The organism is Janthinobacterium sp. J1-1 (assembly GCF_030944405.1).
In the GTDB taxonomy this organism is placed as follows: domain Bacteria; phylum Pseudomonadota; class Gammaproteobacteria; order Burkholderiales; family Burkholderiaceae_D; genus Janthinobacterium.
In genome coordinates, this window is sequence record NZ_CP132339.1 from 1,254,668 (window position 1) to 1,274,913 (window position 20,246).

General features: G+C 62.9%; 17 protein-coding genes. 15 read left to right on the forward strand and 2 right to left on the reverse strand.

What is annotated here, in order from left to right:
- Position 1 precedes the first annotated feature (1 nt).
- The 10 genes from mraY (at position 2) to Q8L25_RS05715 (ending at position 11,541) form a co-directional block, all read left to right on the forward strand.
- Positions 2–1,177 carry a phospho-N-acetylmuramoyl-pentapeptide-transferase gene (gene mraY / locus Q8L25_RS05670; RefSeq protein WP_308923947.1) on the forward strand — a complete coding sequence of 392 codons (1,176 nt, stop codon included), beginning with the start codon at positions 2–4 and terminating at the stop codon, positions 1,175–1,177.
- Positions 1,177–2,721, forward strand: a complete 1,545-nt coding sequence (murD, locus tag Q8L25_RS05675; protein WP_308923948.1) for a UDP-N-acetylmuramoyl-L-alanine--D-glutamate ligase — start codon at positions 1,177–1,179, stop codon at positions 2,719–2,721. The genes mraY and murD overlap by 1 nt, the downstream gene beginning before the upstream one ends.
- Positions 2,721–3,932 (forward strand): putative lipid II flippase FtsW, encoded by a 1,212-nt coding sequence (ftsW, locus tag Q8L25_RS05680; protein WP_308923949.1) that lies wholly within the window; start codon positions 2,721–2,723, stop codon positions 3,930–3,932. Before murD ends, ftsW begins: the two co-directional genes overlap by 1 nt.
- A gap of 32 nt (positions 3,933–3,964) precedes the next feature.
- Positions 3,965–5,020 carry an undecaprenyldiphospho-muramoylpentapeptide beta-N-acetylglucosaminyltransferase gene (murG, locus tag Q8L25_RS05685; RefSeq protein ID WP_374694290.1) on the forward strand — a complete coding sequence of 352 codons (1,056 nt, stop codon included), beginning with the start codon at positions 3,965–3,967 and terminating at the stop codon, positions 5,018–5,020.
- Between the two features lie 10 nt (positions 5,021–5,030).
- A complete protein-coding gene (gene murC, locus Q8L25_RS05690) occupies positions 5,031–6,434 on the forward strand; it encodes a UDP-N-acetylmuramate--L-alanine ligase (protein ID WP_308923951.1) in 1,404 nt (467 codons plus the stop codon).
- Between the two features lies 1 nt (position 6,435).
- Positions 6,436–7,404, forward strand: coding sequence for a D-alanine--D-alanine ligase (locus tag Q8L25_RS05695; RefSeq protein WP_308923952.1), 969 nt, complete (start codon positions 6,436–6,438; stop codon positions 7,402–7,404).
- 1 nt (position 7,405) lies between these two features.
- Positions 7,406–8,224, forward strand: coding sequence for a cell division protein FtsQ/DivIB (locus Q8L25_RS05700; RefSeq protein ID WP_308923953.1), 819 nt, complete (start codon positions 7,406–7,408; stop codon positions 8,222–8,224).
- 51 nt (positions 8,225–8,275) lie between these two features.
- The gene (ftsA, locus tag Q8L25_RS05705; RefSeq protein ID WP_308923954.1) at positions 8,276–9,508 is read left to right on the forward strand and encodes a cell division protein FtsA; all 1,233 of its coding nucleotides are present in this window, start codon (positions 8,276–8,278) and stop codon (positions 9,506–9,508) included.
- 150 nt (positions 9,509–9,658) lie between these two features.
- Positions 9,659–10,867 (forward strand): cell division protein FtsZ, encoded by a 1,209-nt coding sequence (ftsZ, locus tag Q8L25_RS05710; RefSeq protein ID WP_308923955.1) that lies wholly within the window; start codon positions 9,659–9,661, stop codon positions 10,865–10,867.
- A 167-nt stretch (positions 10,868–11,034) separates the two neighbouring features.
- Positions 11,035–11,541 carry a peroxiredoxin gene (locus Q8L25_RS05715; RefSeq protein ID WP_308923956.1) on the forward strand — a complete coding sequence of 169 codons (507 nt, stop codon included), beginning with the start codon at positions 11,035–11,037 and terminating at the stop codon, positions 11,539–11,541.
- A gap of 90 nt (positions 11,542–11,631) precedes the next feature.
- On the opposite strand, the gene Q8L25_RS05720 is transcribed toward Q8L25_RS05715, so the two are convergent.
- Entirely contained in the window at positions 11,632–12,399 is a 768-nt protein-coding gene (locus tag Q8L25_RS05720) for a class I SAM-dependent methyltransferase (protein ID WP_308923957.1), read from the reverse strand.
- A gap of 104 nt (positions 12,400–12,503) precedes the next feature.
- Here Q8L25_RS05720 and Q8L25_RS05725 point away from each other — a divergent pair, with 104 nt between their 5' ends.
- From Q8L25_RS05725 to Q8L25_RS05740, 4 genes are all read left to right on the forward strand, one after another.
- On the forward strand, positions 12,504–13,280 hold the full coding sequence (locus Q8L25_RS05725) for a helix-turn-helix transcriptional regulator (protein ID WP_308923958.1): 777 nt from the start codon (positions 12,504–12,506) through the stop codon (positions 13,278–13,280).
- 160 nt (positions 13,281–13,440) lie between these two features.
- Entirely contained in the window at positions 13,441–14,283 is an 843-nt protein-coding gene (locus Q8L25_RS05730; protein ID WP_308925658.1) for a DMT family transporter, read from the forward strand.
- Between the two features lie 60 nt (positions 14,284–14,343).
- Positions 14,344–15,279, forward strand: a complete 936-nt coding sequence (gene lpxC, locus Q8L25_RS05735; protein WP_308923959.1) for a UDP-3-O-acyl-N-acetylglucosamine deacetylase — start codon at positions 14,344–14,346, stop codon at positions 15,277–15,279.
- Between the two features lie 337 nt (positions 15,280–15,616).
- Complete coding sequence (locus Q8L25_RS05740) at positions 15,617–16,576, forward strand: IS110 family transposase (RefSeq protein WP_308923960.1); 960 nt, start codon at positions 15,617–15,619, stop codon at positions 16,574–16,576.
- 39 nt (positions 16,577–16,615) lie between these two features.
- Here Q8L25_RS05740 and Q8L25_RS05745 read toward each other — a convergent pair whose 3' ends face one another.
- Entirely contained in the window at positions 16,616–17,125 is a 510-nt protein-coding gene (locus Q8L25_RS05745) for a DciA family protein (protein ID WP_308923961.1), read from the reverse strand.
- A 263-nt stretch (positions 17,126–17,388) separates the two neighbouring features.
- Here Q8L25_RS05745 and secA point away from each other — a divergent pair, with 263 nt between their 5' ends.
- The gene (secA, locus tag Q8L25_RS05750) at positions 17,389–20,163 is read left to right on the forward strand and encodes a preprotein translocase subunit SecA (protein WP_308923962.1); all 2,775 of its coding nucleotides are present in this window, start codon (positions 17,389–17,391) and stop codon (positions 20,161–20,163) included.
- The last annotated feature ends 83 nt before the right edge of the window (positions 20,164–20,246 follow it).

Below are 20,246 nucleotides of genomic sequence, written 5' to 3' on the forward strand. Positions count from 1 at the left end.
CATGCTGCTCTGGCTCGCTCACTATTTCCAGGACGACATTGGCCCACTGCGGGTCTTTAACTTCATCACCTTTCGCGCCGTCTTCGCGACCCTGACCGCCATCCTGATCGGCCTGTGTGCCGGTCCGGCCGTGATCCGCATGCTCACGCGCCTCAAGGTGGGCCAGGCCGTGCGTACCGACGGCCCGCAAACGCATCTGAAAAAACACGGCACGCCGACCATGGGCGGCGTGCTGATCCTGATCGCCATCGGCATTTCCACCCTGCTGTGGTGCGATCTGTCGAACCGCTTCATCTGGCCGGTGCTGATCGTCACGCTGGGCTTTGGCGCCATCGGCTGGGCCGACGACTACCGCAAGGTGGTGCACCAGGACCCGGAAGGCATGCGCTCGCGCGAAAAATACTTCTGGCAGTCGCTGATCGGCCTGGCCGCCGCCTTCTACCTCGCCTTCTCGGTGTCGATCTCGGAGCCGAACGCCGGCCAGGTCTGGAACCTGATCTACGCCTGGGTGCAGTCCGGCTTTGCGATGGACCTGCCGCCGAAGGCCGACCTGATCGTGCCTTTCTTTAAAACCATCAGCTATCCGCTCGGTGTGTGGGGCTTTATCGCGCTGACCTATTGCGTGATCGTCGGCACCAGCAACGCCGTCAACTTCACCGATGGCCTCGACGGCCTGGCCATCATGCCGACCGTGATGGTCGGCACGGCCCTGGGCCTGTTCGCCTACCTGACCGGCAACGTCACCTATGCGCGCTATCTGTTCATCCCGCATATTCCGGGCGCCGGCGAACTGGTGATCTTCTGCGGCGCGCTGGCCGGCTCCGGCCTGGCTTTCCTCTGGTATAACACCCACCCGGCCAAAGTGTTCATGGGCGACGTCGGCGCGCTGGCCCTGGGCGGCGCCCTGGGCACCATCGCCGTCATCGTGCGCCAGGAAATCGTGCTGTTCATCATGGGCGGCATCTTCGTGGTCGAAACCCTGTCGGTGATCATCCAGGTGGCGTGGTTCAAATACACCAAGAAGCGCTATGGCGTGGGCCGCCGCGTGTTTTTGATGGCGCCGCTGCACCACCATTTCGAACAAAAAGGCTGGAAAGAGACGCAGGTTGTCGTGCGTTTCTGGATCATCACCATGATGCTGGTGCTGCTCGGCCTGACCACCCTGAAGCTGCGCTGATGATGTACGCCAATCAAACCGCACTGGTACTGGGACTCGGCGAGTCCGGCCTGGCGATGGCCCTGTGGCTGGCCCGCTGCGGCGCCGCTGTGCGCGTGGCCGATACGCGCGAAGCGCCGGAGCGCCTGGCCGCCCTGCGCGCTGGCGTGCCGGACGCGCAGTTCATCGCCGGTCCTTTCACGGCCGGACTGCTGGAGGGCGTCGACTTTGTCGCCGTCAGCCCTGGCCTGGCACCGAACCGCGAACTGGCTGGAATCGCGCCGGCGGCGGCCGAAAACAATATCCCCGTGTGGGGCGAGATCGAGCTGTTCGCCCAGGCACTGGCCGCGCTCAAGACGGAACGCGGCTATGCGCCGAAAGTGATCGCGATCACGGGCACCAACGGCAAGACCACGGTCACCAGCCTGGTGGGCCTCTTGTGCGAACGGGCCGGCCTGGCCACGCGCGTGGCCGGCAATATCAGCCCGGCCGCGCTGGACGTGCTGCGCGAGGTGCTCGACGCCGAGCCGGCACCAGTCGAAACCGATGGCACCGAGCCCGTCGCCAGCACCCTGCCGCAGGCCTGGATACTCGAATTGTCCAGCTTCCAGCTGCACACCACCTTCAGCCTGCAGGCCGATGCGGCCACGGTGTTGAATCTGTCGCAGGATCACCTGGACTGGCATGGCGACATGGCAGCCTACGCCGCTGACAAGGCGCGCATCTTCGGCGAACACACGGTGCGCGTGCTCAATCGTGACGACGCGCAGGTCATGCGCATGAAGAACGCCCTGGTCGAGAGCGTGACGTTCGGCACCGGCGAACCGCAGGAGGTCGACAGCTTCGGCCTGGTCAACGAGCGCGGCGTGTTCTGGCTGGCGCAAGCCGTGCCGAGCGAAGAAGTGATCGAGAAAAAACGCAGGAAGAACGATCCTGCACCGGAACCCGTGCCGACCATGGCGAAAAAACTGATGCCGGCCGACGCCTTGAAAATCCGCGGCCAGCACAATGCCTCGAACGCGCTGGCGGCGCTGGCCCTTTGCCGCGCCATCGGCCTGCCGTTTGCGCCGCTGCTGCATGGCCTGCGCGAATACCAGGGCGAGCCGCACCGGGTGGAACTGGTCACGGCCGTCAATGAAGTCGAATACTACGACGACAGCAAGGGCACCAATGTGGGCGCCACGGTGGCTGCCATCAATGGCCTGGGCAAGGCCTTTGGCGGCGCGGATCAACGGCTGGTGCTGATCGCCGGCGGCGACGGCAAGGGCCAGGATTTCTCGCCGCTGGCCGAACCGGCCTCGCGCCATGTGCGCGCGGTGCTGCTGATCGGCCGCGATGCGCCGGCGCTGCGCGCGGCACTGGAACCGTCCGGTGTCGACTTGTTCGACTGCGCCAGCTTGCCGGAAGCCGTCCAGCAGGCAGCCACCCTGGCGCTGCCGGGCGACGCGGTAGTGCTGTCGCCGGCCTGCGCCAGCCTGGACATGTTCAAGAACTATGCGCACCGCGCGCAGGTGTTTGTCGACGCCGTGCGCGATATCGCCCTGGATAACGGACAGGATCTCTGATGGCCTTCCAGCTGCCATTCGGTTTCGGTTCCGGCTCGGCTGCCAAGCCGCTGGACGGCCGCGCGCGGCAGTCGAAGATGATGGACTACGACCAGCCGCTGATCTGGGTGGTGCTGCTATTGATGCTGCTGGGCATGGTGATGGTGTATTCGGCCTCGATCTCGCTGTCGGACGCGCGCAAGTTCGCCGCCTACACCAACAATTATTTCGTGGTGCGCCAGGCGCTGTTCATCGGCGTGTCGATCATCGCCGGCGCGCTGGTGTTCCGCATCCGCGTCGCCACCTGGCAGAAGATGGCGCCGTGGCTGTTCATCGGCACCCTGGTGCTGCTGGTGATGGTGCTGATACCGGGCCTGGGCGTGTCGGTCAATGGCGGCCGACGCTGGCTCAATTTGCCCGGCCTGCGGCCGCAGCCGTCCGAGCTGATGAAAGTGGTGATGGTGCTGTACGCGGCCGACTACACGGTGCGCAAGCAGGAATACATGCACAAGCTGACCAAGGGCTTCATGCCGATGGCGCTGGCCGTCAGCTTTGTCGGCCTCTTGCTGCTGATGGAACCGGATCTCGGCGCCTTTGGCGTGATCGTCTGCATCGCCATGGGCATCCTGTTCCTCGGTGGCGTCAACGCCATCTGGTTCGGCGGCATCGGCGCCATGCTGACGGCGATTTTCGTCACCATCATCGCACTGTCGAAATTCCGCCGCGAGCGCTTCTTTGCCTACCTCGATCCATGGCAGGAAGACAATGCGCTGAACAAGGCCTATCAATTGACGCACTCGCTGATCGCCTTTGGGCGCGGCGAACTGTTCGGCGTGGGCCTGGGCGGCAGCGTGGAAAAACTGCATTACCTGCCCGAAGCGCATACCGACTTCCTGCTGGCCGTGATCGGCGAGGAGCTGGGCCTGGTGGGCGTGCTGATCGTGATCGGCATGTTTTACTGGATTATCAAGCGCGCCTTCGACATCGGTCGCCAGGCGATCGCCATCGACCAGACCTTCGCCGGCCTGACGGCCAAGGGCATCGCCATCTGGATCGGCGTGCAGACCTTCATCAACATGGGCGTGAACCTGGGCCTGCTGCCAACCAAGGGGCTGACTCTGCCCCTGATGAGCTATGGCGGCACGGGCGTCCTGATCAACTGTATCGGCCTGGCGATTTTGCTGCGCATCGATTATGAAAACCGGATCCTGATGCGCGGGGGCCGGCTATGAGCACTGTAAAGAACTTGAAAACAAAAAAACTGATGATCATGGCGGCCGGTACCGGCGGCCATATTTTCCCCGGCCTGGCGATAGCGCAGACCATGGTCGCGCGCGGCTGGGAAGTGAGCTGGCTGGGCACCACCCACGGCATGGAGCAGGAACTGGTGCCGAAAAGCGGCATTCCCATGGACGCCATCGCATTTTCGGGCATGCGCGGCAAGGGCCTGGGCCACACGGTCAAGGGCGGCTTCAAGATGATCGCCAGCCTGTTCGCGATCCGCGGCTTCATTGCGCGCCGCAAGCCCGACGTGGTGATGGGCATGGGCGGCTATGTGACGGTGCCGGGCGGCCTGGTGGCGCGCCTGTGCGGCGTGCCGCTGGTGCTGGTCAATGCCGATGCGGCATTACTGTTGTCGAACAAGACACTGCTTCCGCTGGCCAAGCAGGTATGCTTCGGCTTCCCTGCGGAATTTGGCGCCGCCGCCGGCAAGGCTGTCGTCACCGGCAACCCGGTGCGCGCCGAAATCCTGGCGATGGCGCCGCCGGCGGCGCGCTTCGAGCACCGCACTGGCCCCTTGCGCATCCTGGTGGTGGGCGGCAGCCTGGGTGCGAAAGCGCTGAACGACAATCTGCCGGCCGCACTGGCCTTGATGCCGGAAGGCGAGCGTCCGCTGGTGACGCACCAGTCGGGCAAGAAAAATATCGACGCCTTGCGCGCCTCGTATGCGGCGGCGGGCGTGACGGCCAAGGTGGTCGACTTTATCGACGACATGGCGCAGGCGTATGCGGCGGCCGATCTGGTGATCTGCCGCGCCGGCGCCATCACCTTGTCGGAGCTGACGGCGGCGGGCGTGGCCAGCGTGCTGGTGCCATTGGTGGCGTCGACCACCAGCCACCAGCGCAATAATGCGCAATGGATGGCGCAGCAGGGCGCGGCAATTCATTTGCCGCAAACGGAAATGAATCCGGCGTCGCTGTGCGCCATGCTGGCGTCGTTAAAACGCGACAACTGCCAGCAGATGGCGCAAGCGGCACTGACGGCAGGCAAGCGCGACGCCAATGAGGCGATCGCACACGTATTGGAACAATTGGCATGAGGTTAGCTCTGTGAAGCATAAAGTAAACAATATCCACTTTGTCGGCATCGGCGGCAGCGGCATGAGCGGCATCGCCGAAGTGCTGGTCAACCTCGGCTACAAGGTGTCGGGCTCGGACCTGGGCAGCAATGCGGCGACGCAGCGCCTGGCGAGCCTGGGCGCGACCGTCATGCTCGGCCACGCCGCGGAACATATCGGCGACGCCGATGCGGTGGTGACCTCGGGCGCCGTGCCGCACGATAATCCCGAAGTGGCGGCCGCGCGCGCGCGCAAGATCCCTTTGGTACCGCGCGCCGTGATGCTCGGTGAATTGATGCGTTTGAAACGCGGCATCGCGATTGCCGGCACGCATGGCAAGACCACCACCACCAGCCTGGTCGCGTCCGTGCTGGCGCAGGGCGGCCTCGATCCGACGTTCGTCATCGGTGGCCGGCTGACCAGCGCCGGCGCCAACGCCAAGCTGGGCTCGGGCGACTACCTGGTGGCCGAAGCCGATGAATCGGACGCGTCGTTCCTGAACCTGACGCCGATGATCGAAGTCATCACGAATATCGATGCCGATCACATGGACACCTACGAGCACGATTTTGAAAAACTCAAGCAGGCCTTCGTGCAGTTCACGCATCGTTTGCCGTTCTATGGCCGCGCCATGCTGTGCGTCGACGATCCGCACGTGCGCGCCATCATCCCGTTCGTCACCAAGCCGGTCACCACCTACGGCTTTGCCGAGGACGCGCAGGTACGCGCCATCAATGCGCGCGCGGTCGGCCTGGAAATGCATTTCACGGTGCTGCAGGACGGTTATCAGGACCTCGACGTGGTGCTGAACCAGCCCGGCATGCACAATGTGCAGAACGCCTGTTCGGCGATCGCGATCGCGCGCGAAATCGGCATCGCCGACAGCGCCACCCAGCAGGGCCTGGCCGAATTTTCCGGCGTCGGCCGGCGCTTCACGCGCTATGGCGACGTGGCGCTGCCGAACGGCGGCAGCTTCGCCCTGGTCGACGATTTCGGCCACCATCCGGTGGAAACCGAAGTCACCCTGGCCGCCGCGCGCGCCGCCTATCCGGGCCGCCGCCTGGTGCTGGCCTTCCAGCCGCACCGCTACAGCCGCACGCGCGACCTGTTCGAAGATTTCGTCAAGGTGCTGGGCGCGCCGGACGTGCTGCTGCTGTCGGAAGTGTACGCGGCCGGCGAAGCGCCTATCGTGGCCGCCGACGGCCGTTCGCTGGCCCATGCGCTGCGCGCGCGCGGCAAGATCGAACCGATCTTCGTCGAGTCCATGACCGACATGGCCGACACCATCATGAGCGTGGCGCGCGATGGCGACGTCGTGCTGACCATGGGCGCCGGTTCGATCAGCGGCGTGCCGCAACAACTGACCACCTATTCAACCAACACTGCAAAGGCCTGACGTGAACGCAGCTTCAGCTATCGATGTGAAACAATTGGGCAAGGTCGGCGTCCTGTTCGGCGGCCGTTCGGCCGAACGCGAAGTGTCGCTGATGTCCGGCGCCGGCGTGCTGGCCGCCTTGCAAAGCCACGGCGTCGACGCGCATGGCTTCGACACGGGCGAGCGCTCGCTGGCCGAGCTGGCGGCCGAACATTTTGATCGCGTGTTCATTGCGCTGCACGGCCGCTACGGCGAAGACGGCAGCCTGCAGGGCGCGCTGGAACAACTGGGCATTCCGTACACGGGCAGCGGCGTGATGGCCTGCTCGGTCGGCATGGACAAGGTCTATACCAAGATGATCTGGCTGATGCACAAGCTGCCCACGCCGCAATATGCGGTGCTGGCCGACGACGCCAATCTGGCGCAAGTGGCCGCAGAACTGGGCTTGCCGCTGATCGTCAAGCCGCCGCATGAAGGGTCGAGCATCGGCATCACCACCGTGCATGAGGCGTCGGCCTTCCAGGCCGCGTACGACATCGCCGCCGCTCTCGATGATTCGGTGCTGGCCGAGCAGTTCATCCAGGGCCGCGAATTCACGGTGGCGATCCTGGGCCATGGCGCCACCGCGCGCGCGCTGCCGCCGATCGAGATCGTCGCCCCGCAAGGCAATTACGACTACCAGAACAAGTATTTCACGGACGTGACGCAGTATTTCTGCCCGCCGGAGCTGGACCCGGCGATCCTGGCCGAGATGGAGCGCATCGCGCTGGCCGCCTATCGCGCCCTGGGCTGCGAAGGCTGGGGACGGGTGGACGTGCTGATGCGCAGTGCCGACAGCGCGCTGTTCCTGCTGGAGGTGAACACCTCGCCCGGCATGACCGGCCACTCGCTGGTGCCGATGGCGGCGCGCGCGGTGGGCATCAGCTATGAAGACCTGTGCCTGGAAATCGTCGCTTCGGCACGTTTGAAAATCAGCAAGGGACAGCACTGACATGTGGCACGACGCTAAAAGCCTCAATACGACCGCCAACGGCCTGATGGCCTTTGTGCTGGTCGTGTGCGTGGCCGCCGGCGTGTGGTGGGTGTCGCAGCGTCCGATGTTCGACCTGCGCACCATCACGGTGGAAAGCGTCGATGCGAAGGGGTTGCGGCATGTGAATTACCTGACCCTGCGCGCCGGCACGCAAAACCGCATCAAGGGCAATTTCTTCACCAGCAACCTGGAAAACGTGCGCAGCGTGTTCGAATCGGTACCCTGGGTGCGCCGCGCCAGCGTGCGCCGCGAGTGGCCGAACCAGCTGATCGTGGCGCTGGAAGAGCATGAGGCGCTCGGTACCTGGGGCGAGGATGGCCGCCTGCTGTCGGTCAAGGGCGATGTGTTTACCGCCAACGTGGCCGAAGCCGAGGACGATCATGAGTTGCCCGCGTTTTCGGGACCGGACGGCAGCGAGAAGGACGTGCTGGCGACCTATGTGAACCTGGCCAAATGGTTCGCGCCGCTGAAGATGGCGCCCGAATCGCTGTCCTTGTCGAGCCGCTATGCGTGGACCGTCAAACTGAACAACGGCATGAGCGTGGCGCTGGGGCGCGAACAGAATCACACGACCCTGAAGGCAAGGGTGGACCGGCTGGTGGGCATCTATCCGCAACTGGCCAGCCGCCTGGACAATATCGACACCATCGACATGCGTTACCAGAATGGACTGGCCCTGAGTTCGGCCGGCCTGGTGATACCGGCCGAAGGCAAGGATGGCAGGCCGGCGCCGGCCATCCGGAAAAAAACCAGCAGTGCGACCAAAAAACCGGCTTGACCGAATAATCAAAGTAATTAAACCAATAGCCCAAAAAACTAGGCGACAGAAATGACAAAAGACGCGAAGAACCTGATCGTCGGCCTCGACATCGGCACCTCGAAAGTGGTGGCGGTGGTAGCCGAAGTGATGTCCGATGGACGCCACGAAGTGATCGGGCTGGGCCAGCACGAATCGAAGGGCCTGAAAAAAGGCGTGGTGGTCAATATCGAGGCCACGGTGGAGTCGATCCAGCGCGCGCTCGAAGAAGCCGAGCTGATGGCCGACTGCAAGATCCGCAATGTGTATGCCGGCATCGCGGGCAGCCATATCCGCAGCTTCAATTCGAGCGGCATGGTGGCCATCAAGGACAAGGAAGTGACGGCCACCGACGTGGCGCGCGTCATCGAGACGGCAAAAGCGGTTAACATTCCGACCGACCAGCAATTGCTGCATACGGTGCCGCAGGAATTCATCGTCGACAGCCAGGAAGATGTGCGCGAGCCGATCGGCATGAGCGGCATCCGCCTGGAGGTCAAGGTGCATATCGTCACCGGCGCCGTATCGGCGGTGCAGAACATCGTCAAGTGCGTGCGCCGCTGCGGCCTCGAAGTCTCCGACCTGATCCTGCAGCCGATGGCCTCGGCCGACGCGGTGCTGACCCCGGATGAAAAAGAGCTGGGCGTGGTCCTGATCGACATCGGCGGCGGTACCACCGACGTGGCGGTGTTTTCCGATGGCGCGATCCGCCATACGGCAGTGATCCCGATCGCCGGCGACCAGATCACCAACGACATCGCGATGGCCTTGCGCACCCCGACCGCGGAAGCGGAAGAGATCAAGATCCGCTACGGCGTGGCCAAGCAGGTGCTGGCCGATCCGGGCGAGTCGCTGGAAGTGCCGGGCCTGGGTGACCGTGGTCCGCGCAACCTGTCGCGCCAGGCGCTGGCGGCGGTGATCGAGCCGCGGGTGGAGGAGCTGTTCGCGATGGTGCACCAGGTGGTGCGCGAGTCGGGCTACGAGGGCGTGCTGTCGTCGGGCATCGTGCTGACGGGCGGCACGGCCATCATGCCTGGCATGGTGGAGATGGCGGAAGACATCTTTTTGAAACCGGCGCGCCTGGGCACGCCGGAGTATCGCGGCCAGCTGGCCGACGTGGTGCGCAGTCCGCGCTACGCGACTGTGCTGGGACTGCTGCTGGAAGCGAAAAAGCAATACCTGCGCGGGCATATCGTGACGCGCCAGGATGGCTCGGTGAAGGCAGTCTGGCAGCGCATGAAGGAATGGTTTTTAGGGAATTTTTAAGGGCCTGAAGTTCGCCCGGCGGTACAGGTTTTTTGGCGGCAGCGCAAATACATATAACTTATTTTAAATTTAACCGCAGTTTTCAATCTCCAGTTCTCCTAACGATATGAGGCCTGGCGCTTGGAAACCGCATTCTGATAGGAGCACATCATGGAGTTCGATATGGTCGATAACACAGCTTTAGGTACCGTCATCAAGGTAGTCGGCGTCGGCGGTGCGGGTGGCAATGCAGTTCAACACATGATCAACAAAGGCATGTCGGGCGTGGAGTTCATTGCCGCCAACACCGACGCTCAAGCCCTGTCGACGTCCAAGGCGCACAACATCATCCAGATCGGCGATACCGGCCTGGGCGCCGGGATGAAGCCGGCCGTCGGCCGCCAGCTGGCAGAGGAATCGCGCGCACGCATCGCCGATTCGCTGCGCGGCGCGCACATGGTGTTCATCGCCGCCGGCATGGGCGGCGGCACCGGCACCGGCGCCGCGCCGATCGTGGCCGAAGTGGCCAAGGAACTGGGCGCGCTGACGGTGGCCGTGGTCTCCAAGCCGTTCTCGTACGAAGGCCAGAAGTGCATGGACATCGCCGACGAAGGCCTGGAGCAGCTGTCCCTGCACGTCGATTCGCTGATCATCATCCTCAATGAAAAACTGGAAGAGATCTACGAAGACGAAAGCATGCTGGAATGGATGCAGCACGCCGACGATGTGCTCAACAACGCGGTGGCCGGCATTGCCGAGATCATCAACGTGCCGGGCCATATCAACGTCGACTTCAACGACGTGAAAACCATCATGGGCGAGCAGGGCAAGGCGATGATGGGTACCGCCACCGCTTCGGGCGTGGACCGCGCGCGCATCGCGGCCGAACAGGCGGTCGCCTCGCCGCTGCTGGACGGTATTGATCTGTCCGGCGCGCGCGGCGTGCTGGTCAACGTCACGGCCAGCCGTGGCCTGAAGGGCAAGGAGATCAAGGAAGTCATGGCGGCCGTGCGCGCCTTTGCGGCACCGGATGCGTCGATCGCGCAAGGTATCGCCTACGACGACGACATGGGCGACGATATCCGCGTCACCGTGGTGGCTACCGGCCTGGGCCGCGCCAAGAAAAACATCCAGCTGGTACCGCAGCAAGTGCTGCGCACCGGCACCCACAACAGCCCGCTGACCCCATCTGCTGCGATGGGCGCCGCGCAAACCGTGACCACCACGGTCGGCGCGGCCACGCCGGCGGCGGGCTTTGACGGCATGAAGGCGCCAGCCGTATGGCGCCGTGAAACCGCTTCCGAGCAGGTGCGCGCGATGGAAAAGAATGGCATGGAGACGTATGACATTCCAGCTTTCCTGCGCAAACAGGCTGATTGATTTCGTCCCGCATGGGGCGTGACTGCGGCGGCCTTTTGGCCGCCGTTTTCTTGATGTCAGCCTTTGCTTTCATGGGGGATTTCTGCACAAAGATGGCAAGTCAGGCATACTGTTGCGCAGCGTCGGCGGCAAGCCGGCTTTTCCCCATATAGTAAAAAGGAGTCACCATGACGATCAAGATCGGCGATACCCTGCCGGAAGGCACCCTGGCTGAATTCATCGAAACCGAAACCGAAGGCTGCGCGCTGGGACCGAACACGTTCAACGTGCAGGACCTGGCCAAGGGCAAGAAGATCGCCATCTTCGGCCTGCCAGGCGCGTTCACGCCAACCTGCTCGGCACAGCATGTGCCAGGTTATGTGCAGCACGCCGCAGCGCTGAAGGCCGCCGGCGTCGATGAAATCTGGTGCATCTCCGTCAACGACGCGTTCGTGATGGGCGCCTGGGGCCGTGACCAGAAGGCCACCGGCATCGTGCGCATGATGGGCGATGGCAATGCTGCCTACAGCAAGGCCCTGGGCCTGGACGCCGACTTCTCCAAGCACGGCATGGGCACGCGCTCGCAGCGCTACTCGCTGCTGGCCGACAACGGCGTGGTGACGCAATTGAACATCGAGCAGGGCGGCAAGTTTGAAGTGTCGAATGCCGAGACCTTGCTGGGCCAGTTGAAGTAATGTTGGATTCTGCGGCATTTGTTGGATTACGCGCTACGCGCTAATCCAACCTACGATGTAAAAAAACGGCGCCTTTGACGGCGCCGTTTTTTATTGCACCACCGGTTTTGTGGCCTCGAACAGGGCCGCGTCGATATCGAAGGAATAATCGCCTTGCAGCGCAAAATACTGGCGCGCTTCCTCGGGCGCCGCGTCGAACAGGTTGCGGATGGCGGCGATGCGCTGCTCCGGCGTGCGCATGCGCGCCACCCACTCGTCAAATTGCATGGTCAGCTTCCACACGCTGCGCAGGCTGTGCGCGAAACCGGCGTTATCGAACTTGGCGCCCCATTCGCAGGTACGGTAGTCGCGCACGTGCGAGCCGTCGCGCAGCAGTTCCACCGCCTGCAAGGTGGTGTCGTACAGGGCGGTTTTCGGCGCCACGATATCGACCACCAATAAAGTGCCGTTGGGGCGCAGCACGCGCCAGGCTTCGGCCAGCGCGCCGGCCACATCATTCCAGTGGTGGGCCGAAAAGCGCGTGACAACCATGTCGAAACTGGCGTCGGCGAACGGCAGGCTGGCCACGTCGCCCTGGCGCGTGCTGATATTGTCCAGGCCGCGCTGCACTTTGGCGTGTTCGACCACGTCCAGCATGGGCTGGGCCAGGTCGTAGGCGACGACAGACGCGGCCACCGGCGCGACGGCAAAGCTGGCGTGGCCGGCGCCGCAGCCCAGGTCCAGCACCTCGGGGCGGCCATGGCGGCGCGCCGCTTCCTGCATCAGTACCAGGTCGGCTCCTTGCGCGTGGACGGCGCTGCAGAGGTATGCGTTGGCGGTCTTGCCGAACTGCTCGGTAATGACATCGTGCTGTTGCATGGTTTGCTCCCGTAAGTGTTGGTGTACAGGCAGAATAGAGGCAGTTTTATCCTGTAACAAGACAAGAAGTTATACTGGTATATTGACTACCACCCAAGGACGCCATGTCGCACAAGCTTGCCGAATTCATCCGCGCCCGGCGCGAAGCCGTCACCCCCGCCATGGCCGGCCTGCCCGGTGGCGGACGGCGCCGCACGCCGGGCTTGCGCCGTGAAGAGCTGGCGCAGCTGGTTGACGTCAGCCCGACCTGGCTGACCTGGCTGGAGCAGGGGCGGCCCGTGTCGGCGTCGGCCAAGATGCTGGCGCGCCTGGCGCAGGTGCTGCAGCTGAGCACGGCCGAGCGGGCGTATCTGTTCGAGGTGGCCGACAAGGCCGATCCCGAGCATGGCGAGGCGCACGGGGGCGGTACCGGCAGCGAGGAGCTGGCCGCGATTGTCGCCGCCATCGATGCGCCGGCCTATATGCTGGACCAGCAGTGGAATGCGGTGGCCTGGAATGCGCCGGCGGCCGAGCTGTTTGCCGGCTGGCTCAACGTGGACCCGGCCGGGACGCCGAACCAGCTGCGCTTTATGTTCATGACACCGCAGGCAAGAACACTGATCGCCAACTGGCCCGAGCGCGCGCAGCGCCTGGTGGCCGAGTTTCGCGCCGATGTGGGACGCCATGCGGACCAGGCGCCGCTGGCCGGCTTGATCGCCGAACTGTCCGGCGCCAGCACGGAGTTTCGCCACTGGTGGGGCGCGCAGCAGGTGCTGGGGCGCGACGGCGGATTGCGCCGCTTCCAGCATCCGGCTCAAGGCGCGCTGGAGTTCAATCAGGTCACCCTGCACCTGGCGCGCCAGCATGAGGTGAAACTGGTGATGTTGTTGCCGGTGTCGTAACAGTCGCCGCCGCGCTTGTTATAATCCCCGCGACCGCGCGCTGCATCTGCACCTGCATCCGTCCCCGGTCCTGGCTCCGGCCGTCGCCATGATGACGGTTTCTCTCCTGCCAGGAGTTGCTTTGCCTTCCCATAATCCCAATCTGCGCAGCATCTACGCGATGCTGGCCGCCGCCGGCCTGTTTTCCCTGATGGATACAGCGATGAAGCTGCTGTCCGAAACCTATCCCGCGATGCAGGTCACTGCCTTGCGCGCGCTGTCGTCCTTGCCGCTGGTATGCCTGTATCTGCTGTACCGTGGCGCCTTCAAGCATGTGCTGAAGGTGCGCTGGCCGCTGCATTTTTTGCGCGGTGCGCTGGGCATCGCCATGATTACCCTGTTCGCCTATGGCCTGAAACGCCTGTCGCTGGCCGAAGCGTATTCGCTGTTCTTTATCGCGCCGCTGCTGATCACGGCGCTGTCGGTATTTATTTTGAAGGAGCGGGTCGACCTGGCGCGCTGGTGCGCGATCGCCGTGGGCCTGGGCGGCGTGCTGGTGGTGCTGCGCCCGGAAGGCGGCGACTTCCTGTCGCTGGCCGGCCTGGCCGTGCTGGCCGCGGCCGCCTGCTATGCCGTGTCGGCCATCACCGGCCGCATCCTCAGCCGCAGCGACGCCAGCGAAAGCATGGTGTTCTGGCTGATGATCATGATGGCGGCCGGCGGCGTGGCGCTGTCGTACCATGAATGGGTGGCGATCCGGCGCGAGGACTGGCTGCTGCTGGCCGGCTTGTCGGTCAGCGGTTTCCTGGGCCAGCTGGCGATCACGGAAGCGTTTCGCAGCGGCAAGGCGTCCAGCGTGGCGCCGTTCGAGTATTCGGCCCTGGCCTGGGGCATGGGCCTGGACTGGCTGCTGTGGCGCACCCTGCCCGACGAGTACACCATGCTCGGCGCGGCCATCATTATCGCCAGCGGCATCTATCTGGTGCGCAAGGAGGCGGCGCATATGGAAAGCGAACATCCTTGACGGGTGTAACAGTTTTTTTGCCGGCCAGCATTCCATGCCGCAACTGGCTATAATCGTGCCATGTTAAAACAACGCACCATCAAACAATCGGTCCGCACCATCGGTGTCGGCTTGCACTCCGGCACCAAGGTCGAACTGACCTTGAGCCCGGCCGCCATCGACACGGGCATCGTGTTTCGCCGCATCGACCTGGTGCCGGTGGTGGAGTTTCCCGCCAGCGCCATGGCGGTGGGCGACACGCGCATGGCGTCCGTGCTGATCAAGGACGGCGCCCGCGTCTCGACCGTGGAACACCTGATGTCGGCCGCGGCCGGCCTCGGCATCGACAATATGTATATCGACGTGAACGCGGAAGAAATTCCCATCATGGATGGTTCGGCTTCTTCTTTCGTGTTCCTGCTGCAACAGGCTGGCGTGGAAGAGCAGGCGGCGGCCAAGAAATTCATCAAGGTGATCAAGCCGGTGGAAGTGCGTCACGGTACCGGCGCGGCCGAAAAATGGGCGCGGCTGTCGCCCTATGACGGCTTCAAGCTCGATTTTTTCATCGAATTCAACCACCCGGCCGTCGACGGCACCATGCAGCGCGCCTCGGTCGACTTTGGCGACGTGTCCTATATCCATGACGTGGCGCGCGCGCGCACCTTCGGCTTCATGCAGGACGTGGAAAGCCTGCGCGGCATGGGCCTGGCCCGTGGCGGCTCGCTGGAAAACGCCATCGTGATGGACGAATACCGCATCCTGAACGCCGACGGCCTGCGCTACGAAGACGAATTCGTGCGCCATAAAATCCTCGACGCGATTGGCGATTTGTATTTGGTGGGCCATCCGCTGCTGGCCTATTACACGGCCCATAAATCGGGCCATGCGCTGAACAACCAGCTGCTGCTGGCGCTGCTGGAGCAGCCGGAGTCGTACGAGATCGTGTCGTTTGCCACCAATGAGGCGGCGCCACAGTCCTACCTGCGCCAGATGGAACGCGAGTGGTCGCTGACGTAGGTCGGATTAGGTGGGGCCGCCGAGGCCCTTCGGGCCGTAATCCGACAACATTGTTGGCGTCTGCGGTGTTGTCGGATTACGGCCTGCGCGCTAATCCGACCTTGTATTATTCCTCTCATGCGGTTGGTGGTGTTGCGAACAACATCGACCGCTGTCAAAATTCTTGATAGGCATATCAAGACCGGGTAACTGGATGCCGTATCCGCCCTTAGGCTCAAAGCCAGCGATGTAGATCTCGCACCAGTTACCCACCCTCCATGTCAAGATCGGACAGTATCTTTGGCACCGGCACGCCGGTAGCCCGCATTCACAAGGTAGATCGCAAGAGGACCACAGCATGTTTAATTTAGGAATCGACGTTGCCAAGGCCAAGCTGGACTGCGCACTGCGCCTGCCCAACGGCAAGCATCGTAACAAGGTAGTAGAAAACAATCACAAAGGATTTTCTGTACTGAGCGAATGGCTGCTCAAGCATGATGCCGGCAGCCCGAGAGTATGTATGGAAGCGACTGGCACTTACTGGGAAGGGGTTGCCGAATATCTGGCCGGACTTGGCATGGTGGTCAGTGTCATCAATCCGGCACAGATCAAGGCCTTTGGCGCCTCGCGCATGGTGCGCACCAAGACCGACAAGGTCGATGCGCAGTTGATTGCCGACTTTGCCCATGAGCGCCAACCGGAGCCGTGGACAGCGCCGTCGCCCGCCGCGCAGGCACTGCGCGCCTTGGTGCTGCGCCTCGAAGCGGTGCAAGCGATGCGGTTGCAGGAAACGAATCGGCTCGACGTCGCTCGAGAAGCGGTCCGCCAGGGTATCGAGGATCACATTGCCTGGCTCGACAAAGAAATCAAGGAACTCATTCGCGCCATCAAGCGCCATATCGACGATGATCCGGATTTACGCGACAAGCGCGAGCTGCTCGACAGCATCCCTGGCCTGGGTGAGCGCACGATACCAGTGTTGCTGTCGTACTATGCCGATACCGAGCGCTTCGACAACGCCAAGCAAGCCGTGGCGTTTGCGGGACTTGACCCGCGCCAGCACGAGTCAGGATCGAGCGTACGTGGCAAGCCACGCATGTCGAAGATTGGTCACAGTTTCCTGCGAAAAGCGCTGTACATGCCGGCCATGGTAACCGTATACAGGACACCATGGGGCCAGCGCTTTGGCCAGCGGCTCAGCGCTGCCGGCAAGGCACCGAAACTGATCATCGGCGCCATGATGCGCAAGCTGGTGCATGTGGCATTCGGCGTGCTCAGGTCGGGAAAAATATTTGATCCGACCTTGCACGCCGCTTGACGGGGGATAACAGTATCTACGTGCTGCTGCCTGGCGCTCCTAATCTTTAGCTTCGCGGTGATGCCGCACCAGCCTGCGCAGCGCCGCGATCAGCTGATCGTTCTGTTTCGACGCCGGCAGCGCCGTGCTCAATTCTTCCAGCGCCGACATGGCTTTTTCCGGCAACACCAGCGCCCGCGTATGAACGATGGGCGCGATGCTTTTGGTCACCTGCACCTTGAGCTTGATGCCCGCAATCTGCCAGCCTTTTCTTTCCAGTTCCCCTTGCAGTTTCGGCAGTTGCTGCTTGAGCTTGGCCGCCAGCGCGGCGTTCGGTATGGCCAGCACCAGCTGGCCCGCTTCGAACTGCAGGATATCGCAGTGCTCGAACATGGCCGGCAAGGCCTGGGCGCAATCTTTTTGCAGGGCGGCCAGGCGCTTGACGGTGGGCATCAGGGACGCCATCGTCGCGTTGCCGCGCAAGAAATCGGTGGCGCCCGTGACGGCCGGGCCCGGGCGGGCAAAGCCGTAGCTGCGGCGCGGTGCCGGCGAGTAAGTGGGATTTCGCATGGCCGAAACATAGCACACTCGCCCGCGCATGGCGAGGGCGGCAGTCGCCTGCGATGGGGCCATACCGTGCGCAAAATGTCCGCAATTTCCCTGCATTGTTTGTCTTAAAGCTATTGTTATATAGTGCATGATCCCAACCTTGGGGGGAACGCATGATAAAATCATCGTCTTTTGCCATAGTCGAACTCCGTGCGGTCATGCGATTGTCACCTCGCTGTCAGCTACCGAGCTTTTTTTAACGGCGTTTTTTCAAGAATTCAAGCATGTCATTACTGACCCAGATTTTCGGTAGCCGCAACCAGCGGCTGCTCAAGCAATACCAAAAAACGGTACGCGAGATCAACGCGCTCGAGCCGGTCATCGAAAAGCTGTCGGATGCCGAGCTGCAAGCGAAGACGCCTGCCTTCAAGGAACGCATCGCCGGTGGCGAATCGCTCGACGCCCTGCTGCCGGAGGCGTTTGCCGTCTGCCGCGAAGCGTCCAAGCGCGTGCTGCGCATGCGCCACTTCGACGTGCAGATGATAGGCGGGATGGTCCTGCACTATGGCAAGATCGCCGAGATGGGCACGGGCGAGGGCAAGACCCTGATGGCAACCCTGCCAGCCTACCTGAACGCCTTGTCGGGCAAGGGCGTGCACATCGTCACCGTCAATGATTACCTGGCACAGCGCGACGCCGAGACCATGGGCCGCTTGTACGCCTGGCTGGGCCTGTCGACCGGCGTGAACATGTCGCAGATGGAGCACAGCGCCAAGCAGCAGGCCTACAACTCCGACATCACCTACGGCACCAACAACGAATTCGGCTTCGACTTCCTGCGCGACAATATGGTGTACGAAGCGCGCGACCGCGTGCAGCGCGCGCTGAACTTCGGCATCGTCGATGAAGTCGACTCGATCCTGATCGATGAAGCGCGTACCCCTTTGATCATTTCCGGCCAGGCCGAGAGCCATACCGACCTGTACCACAAGATCAATGAAGTGCCAGGCTTGCTGACGTTGCAGATCGGCGAAGAAACGCCGGACGGCAAGGGCAAAGTGGAAGTCCCTGGCGACTACACCAAGGATGAAAAAGCGCACCAGGTGCTGCTGACCGAAGCCGGCCACGAAAAGGCCGAGCGCATCATGACCGAACTGGGTCTGCTGCCGGAAGGCGCCTCGCTGTACGATTCGGCGAATATCTCGCTGGTGCACCACATGTATGCGGCGCTGCGCGCCCATGCGCTGTACTTCAAGGATCAGCACTATGTGGTGCAGAACAATGAAGTCGTGATCGTCGATGAATTCACGGGCCGCCTGATGACGGGCCGCCGCTGGTCCGATGGCCTGCACCAGGCCGTCGAAGCGAAAGAGGGCGTGAAGATCCAGAACGAGAACCAGACCCTGGCCTCGATCACCTTCCAGAACTACTTCCGCATGTACGCCAAGCTGGCCGGCATGACCGGCACGGCCGATACCGAAGCCTACGAATTCCAGGAGATCTACGGCCTGGAAACGGTGGTGATTCCGCAAAACCGTCCGCTGCAGCGCAAGGACCGCCAGGACCAGGTCTACAAATCGTCGGCGGAAAAATACAATGCGATGGTGATCGATATCCGCGACTGCTACGAGCGCGGCCAGCCGGTGCTGGTGGGCACCACCTCGATCGAGAACTCGGAGCTGCTGTCCGGCATCCTGGACAAGGCCAAGCTGCCGCATAACGTGCTGAACGCCAAGCAGCATGCGCGCGAAGCGGAAATCATCGCCCAGGCCGGCCGTCCGAAAGCCATTACCATCGCCACCAACATGGCCGGTCGCGGTACCGACATCGTGTTGGGCGGTAACGTCGAAAACCAGATCAAGTTCATCGAAGCCAATGCCGAACTGAGCGACGCCGACAAGGCATCGCAGTCGCAGACGCTGCGCGATGAATGGCAGTCGCTGCACGACCACGTGGTCAATGCGGGCGGCCTGCACATCATCGGCACCGAACGCCACGAATCGCGCCGGGTCGACAATCAATTGCGTGGCCGTGCCGGCCGCCAGGGCGATCCGGGTTCGTCGCGCTTCTACCTGTCGCTCGACGACGCGCTGCTGCGCATCTTCGCCGGCGACCGCGTGCGCGCCGTGATGGACCGCCTGAAAATGCCGGAAGGCGAACCGATCGAAGCGGGCATCGTCTCGCGCTCGATCGAGTCGGCCCAGCGCAAGGTGGAAGCGCGCAACTTCGACATCCGCAAGCAATTGCTGGAATACGATGATGTCGCCAACGACCAGCGCAAGGTGATCTACCAGCAGCGTAACGAGCTGCTGGAAACGACCGACATTTCCGAAATGATCGCCTCGCTGCGCCACGGCGTGTTCACCGACCTGGTGCACGCTTACGTGCCGCAGGAATCGGTGGAAGAGCAGTGGGACATCAAGGGCCTGGAAACCGTGCTGGCCAGCGACTGGCAGCTCGACATTCCGCTGCAGCAGCTGCTGGCGGCCGATGCCAGCCTGACCGACGAAGAGATCGTTGAAAAAGTGCTGGTGGCAGCCGATGCCGTGTACCAGTCGAAGATCGATATCGTCGGCAAGGAATCGTTCGGCGGCTTCGAGCGCAATGTCATGCTGCAAAGCGTGGACAGCCACTGGCGTGAACACCTGGCGGCGCTGGACCACCTGCGCCAGGGCATCCACCTGCGCGGCTATGCGCAGAAGAACCCGAAACAGGAATACAAGCGCGAAGCGTTCGAACTCTTCGGCATGATGCTCGACATGATCAAGAACGACGTCACCAAGCACGTGATGACGGTGCGCATCCAGTCGCGCGAAGAAGTCGATGCGGCCGAAGCGGCGATGCAGCAGTCGCACGTGGAAAACGTGCACTACCAGCACGCCGAATTCGATCCGAACGCGGCGCCGGAAGAATTGCTGGCGCCTACGGCTGGCGACAACAGCAGCGACCAGTATGTCGACGACATGAGCGTGAGCATGGGCGTCAAGGTCGGCCGCAACGATCCATGCCCTTGCGGCAGCGGCAAGAAATATAAAGCCTGCCACGGCAAGCTGGCATAAAGGCGGTTTGACAGCCTGAACAAAAACGGAGACCGCGGTCTCCGTTTTTTTTGTCCGTGGGTCCGGTGCGCCGCATGGTCAGC

Excerpts from the sequence above, each read along its gene's own strand:
- mraY (WP_308923947.1), top strand. The coding sequence starts at position 2 with ATGCTGCTCTGGCTCGCTCACTATTTCCAGGACGACATTGGCCCACTG.
- murD (WP_308923948.1), top strand. The coding sequence starts at position 1,177 with ATGATGTACGCCAATCAAACCGCACTGGTACTGGGACTCGGCGAGTCC.
- ftsW (WP_308923949.1), top strand. The coding sequence starts at position 2,721 with ATGGCCTTCCAGCTGCCATTCGGTTTCGGTTCCGGCTCGGCTGCCAAG.
- murG (WP_374694290.1), top strand. The coding sequence starts at position 3,965 with ATGATCATGGCGGCCGGTACCGGCGGCCATATTTTCCCCGGCCTGGCG.
- Q8L25_RS05700 (WP_308923953.1), top strand. The coding sequence starts at position 7,406 with ATGTGGCACGACGCTAAAAGCCTCAATACGACCGCCAACGGCCTGATG.
- ftsA (WP_308923954.1), top strand. The coding sequence starts at position 8,276 with ATGACAAAAGACGCGAAGAACCTGATCGTCGGCCTCGACATCGGCACC.
- ftsZ (WP_308923955.1), top strand. The coding sequence starts at position 9,659 with ATGGAGTTCGATATGGTCGATAACACAGCTTTAGGTACCGTCATCAAG.
- Q8L25_RS05715 (WP_308923956.1), top strand. The coding sequence starts at position 11,035 with ATGACGATCAAGATCGGCGATACCCTGCCGGAAGGCACCCTGGCTGAA.
- Q8L25_RS05720 (WP_308923957.1), bottom strand. The coding sequence starts at position 12,399 with ATGCAACAGCACGATGTCATTACCGAGCAGTTCGGCAAGACCGCCAAC.
- Q8L25_RS05725 (WP_308923958.1), top strand. The coding sequence starts at position 12,504 with ATGTCGCACAAGCTTGCCGAATTCATCCGCGCCCGGCGCGAAGCCGTC.
- Q8L25_RS05730 (WP_308925658.1), top strand. The coding sequence starts at position 13,441 with ATGCTGGCCGCCGCCGGCCTGTTTTCCCTGATGGATACAGCGATGAAG.
- lpxC (WP_308923959.1), top strand. The coding sequence starts at position 14,344 with ATGTTAAAACAACGCACCATCAAACAATCGGTCCGCACCATCGGTGTC.
- Q8L25_RS05740 (WP_308923960.1), top strand. The coding sequence starts at position 15,617 with ATGTTTAATTTAGGAATCGACGTTGCCAAGGCCAAGCTGGACTGCGCA.
- Q8L25_RS05745 (WP_308923961.1), bottom strand. The coding sequence starts at position 17,125 with ATGCGAAATCCCACTTACTCGCCGGCACCGCGCCGCAGCTACGGCTTT.
- secA (WP_308923962.1), top strand. The coding sequence starts at position 17,389 with ATGTCATTACTGACCCAGATTTTCGGTAGCCGCAACCAGCGGCTGCTC.